This window comes from Actinotalea ferrariae, assembly GCF_019733465.1.
GTDB lineage: Bacteria > Actinomycetota > Actinomycetes > Actinomycetales > Cellulomonadaceae > Actinotalea > Actinotalea ferrariae_A.
In genome coordinates this window covers 1-2,981 of sequence record NZ_JACVQL010000239.1, presented here as the reverse complement: position 1 = coordinate 2,981, position 2,981 = coordinate 1, and the positions used below count along the sequence as shown (strand labels likewise).

General features: G+C 77.0%; 3 protein-coding genes. 2 read left to right on the top strand and 1 reads right to left on the bottom strand.

What is annotated here, in order from left to right:
- Positions 1-763 (top strand): lipopolysaccharide biosynthesis protein (locus ICW40_RS16685; RefSeq protein WP_374199173.1); only part of this gene is annotated, 763 nt, incomplete at its 5' end.
- On the top strand, positions 760-1,779 hold the full coding sequence (locus ICW40_RS16680) for a glycosyltransferase family 2 protein (protein WP_221655137.1): 1,020 nt from the start codon (positions 760-762) through the stop codon (positions 1,777-1,779). The genes ICW40_RS16685 and ICW40_RS16680, both read left to right, overlap by 4 nt.
- Positions 1,780-1,840: 61 nt before the next feature.
- On the opposite strand, the gene rfbD is transcribed toward ICW40_RS16680, so the two are convergent.
- Complete coding sequence (gene rfbD / locus ICW40_RS16675) at positions 1,841-2,698, bottom strand: dTDP-4-dehydrorhamnose reductase (protein WP_221655136.1); 858 nt, start codon at positions 2,696-2,698, stop codon at positions 1,841-1,843.
- Positions 2,699-2,981 lie beyond the last annotated feature (283 nt).

The window sequence follows — 2,981 nt, the reverse complement described above, 5'->3', positions numbered from 1 at the left end:
CGGCGCCGGAGCGGAGGCCGAGGCGCGGGCGCCCGAGGCACCCCCGGCCACGGCCGGTGTCCCCGACCAGCCCGCCGCGGCTCCCGTGGGGACCGCCTCGGTGAGCGCCCCCGCGGTGCCGCTCGCGCCCCTCGTCACGGCCTCGGCGACCGGGCAGCTCCTGGCCAACGTCGGGCCGATCGCGATCGCCGCGCTCACGTCGCCCGCCGAGCAGGCGCTGAGCGGCAACTTCGTCGCCGCCGTCACGATCGCCCGGATCCCGCTGTTCTTCTTCGCCGCCGTCCAGGCGGTCTTCCTCCCGTCGCTCGCGGCGCTCGTCGCGCTCGGCCGTCGGGCCGAGCTCGTCGCGACGATGCGCCGGGCCCTCCTCGCCACCACCGCGCTCGGCGTCGTCGGCACCGTCGGCGTGCATCTCCTGGGACCCTGGGCGCTGGGCCTCGTCTACGGGCCGGAGTTCGCGATCGACCGGCTCGACCTCGACCTCATCGCGGTGTCCGGGGGCGTCTTCATGCTGGCCCAGGTGCTCGCGCAGGGCCTCCTGGCCCACGGCGCGGACCGCGCGGCCGCGGTGGGCTGGTCGGTGGGTCTGGTCGCCGTCCCCCTCGCCCTGCTGCTTCCGCTCGACCCCGCCACCCGGGTCGCCACCGCGCTGTGCGTCGGCTCGGCGGTGGCCGTCGCCGGGCACGCGGTCGGCCTGCGTGCCGCGCTCCGCGGCACCGCGCCGGACCAGCCCGACCGTCCCCCGAGGGAGATCCGCCGATGAACCCCCGCGCGAGCGTCCTGATGCTGGCCTACGGCGCCGAGCCGTACCTCGGCGAGGCGGTCGCCGCCGTCCTGGCCTCGCGGGACGTCGAGCTCGAGCTGCTCCTCGTCGACAACGGCTGCACCTCCGACGCGGTCGAGCGTCTCCCCGCGGACGCACGCGTCCGCGTGCTCCGGCCCGGCACCAACCTCGGGTTCACGGGCGGCGTGGACCTCGCCGCCCGTGAGGCCGTCGGCGACGTGCTCGTCCTCGTCAACAGCGACGCGGTCGTCGACGCGACGTGCGTCGCGGTGCTCTGCCTCGAGGTCGAGGACGAGCGGATCGGCGTCGCGGGCGCGACCGTGCTCCTCGCGGACCAGCCGGGCGTCGTGAACTCCGCGGGCAACCCGCTGCACGTCCTGGGCCTCAGCTGGGCCGGCTGGATGGGGCGCCCGGTCGACGAGGTCCCCGCCCGCCGGACCGTGGCGTCGGCGAGCGGCGCGACGCTCGCCGTCCGGCGCTCGCTGTGGAACGAGCTCGGCGGCTTCCCCGAGCCCTACTTCGCCTACCTGGAGGACCTCGAGCTGTCGTGGCGCTGCCACCAGCGCGGGCTCGACGTCGTCGTGCTCCGCGAGGCGACGTCGTCGCACTACTACGAGTTCAGCCGGTCCCCGCTCAAGATGTACCTCGTCGAGCGCAACCGCCTGCTCGTGCTCGCGACGTGCCACGAGGCTCGCACGCTGGCCGTGCTCGCGCCCGTGCTGATCGCGTTCGAGCTCGCGATCACGGTCGTGGCGGTCGCGCAGGGCTGGGGTGGTCAGAAGGTCCGCGGCTGGGGCTGGGTCCTGCGGCACCTCCGGTGGCTGCGCGAGCGCCGTGCCCTCGTCCAGGCCGGCCGCACGGTCCCCGACCGCGACCTCGCCGCGCTCCTCACCGACCGCTTCGAGCCCGCGCAGACGCCGCTGCCGAGGTCCGCCGCGCCGCTCGAGGGGCTCCTGCGCGCCTACTGGAGGCTGGCCCGCCGCCTCCTGCGGTGAGCACGAGCCCGCGCGCTGAGCACGGCGCGCCCGCGCCGCACCAGCGTCGTGCGGTTCCTCGTCAGCGCACGACGTCGGCCAGGACGTCCGGCGCGGCGAGCGTCCAGCGCTCGGCCCAGTCCCCGATCGGGTCGACACCGGCCGCGCGGAGGCTGTCGTGCGACAGGACGGAGTAGGCGGGGCGCGGCGCGGGCCGCGCCGCGCCGTCCGACGTCGTCGGGGTGACCATCGCGCCGTCGTGGCCCGCGGCCTCCACCACGGCACGTGCGAACCCGAACCAGCTCGTGCTGCCCGCGGAGGTCGCGTGGTACGTCCCGGTCGGCGCACCCGCGCGCACGAGCCGCAGGACGAGGTCCGCGACGTCGACGGTCCACGTGGGCTGGCCGACCTGGTCGTCCACGACCGAGAGCCCGTCCCGCTCGGCCGCGAGGCGCGCGATGGTGCGGGGGAAGCAGCCGCCGCCCGCGCCGTAGAGCCACGCCGTGCGCACGACGAGGTGGTCCGGCGACTCGGCCCGCACCGCCCACTCCCCCGCGAGCTTCGTGCGGCCGTAGGCGGAGCGCGGGGCGACGACGGCGTCGTCGGCGTAGGGCTCGTCCGCGTCGCCGCGGAACACGTAGTCGGTGGAGATCTGCACCATGCGCGCGCCTGCCGCACGCGCCCCGCGGGCGAGGTTCCCGGCACCGACCGCGTTGACCGCGAAGGCGGCGGCCTCGGCGCTCTCCGCGTCGTCGACCGCCGTCCAGGCGGCGCAGTTCACGACGACGTCGTGGCCCTCGACCGCGCGCAGCGCGGCGTCCGCGTCCGTGACGTCGAGGGTCGCCCGGCCGGCGGCCGTGACCTGCTCGCCCGAACGTTCGAGCAGAGCCACCAGGTCGCGCCCCAGCATCCCCGGGGCACCCGTGACCAACCAGCGCATGGGCGCCTCTCCCTCCGGTCGAGCGAGCGCCCACTCTAGCGAGCGCGCGACCGGCTCCCGTCGCGCCGAGCCCGCCCCGGTACCATGCTCCGGGCCGTGGCTCCCGCGTGGGGGTGCGCGCCACCAGCCGAGCCGCAGGAGCGCCAGCATGCCGTCACGCCGTCCCCACGACGCCTCCTCCTCCGGGGGCACCGCACGGGGCGCCGACGACGTGCGGGCGACCGCCGCGCCCGGTGACCTGCCCGGCCCCGCCGACGCGACGCCGCACGGCGCGACCCCGGCC

Coding starts and splice junctions, on each gene's coding strand:
- ICW40_RS16680 (WP_221655137.1), top strand. CDS start 760: ATGAACCCCCGCGCGAGCGTCCTGATGCTGGCCTACGGCGCCGAGCCG.
- rfbD (WP_221655136.1), bottom strand. CDS start 2,698: ATGCGCTGGTTGGTCACGGGTGCCCCGGGGATGCTGGGGCGCGACCTG.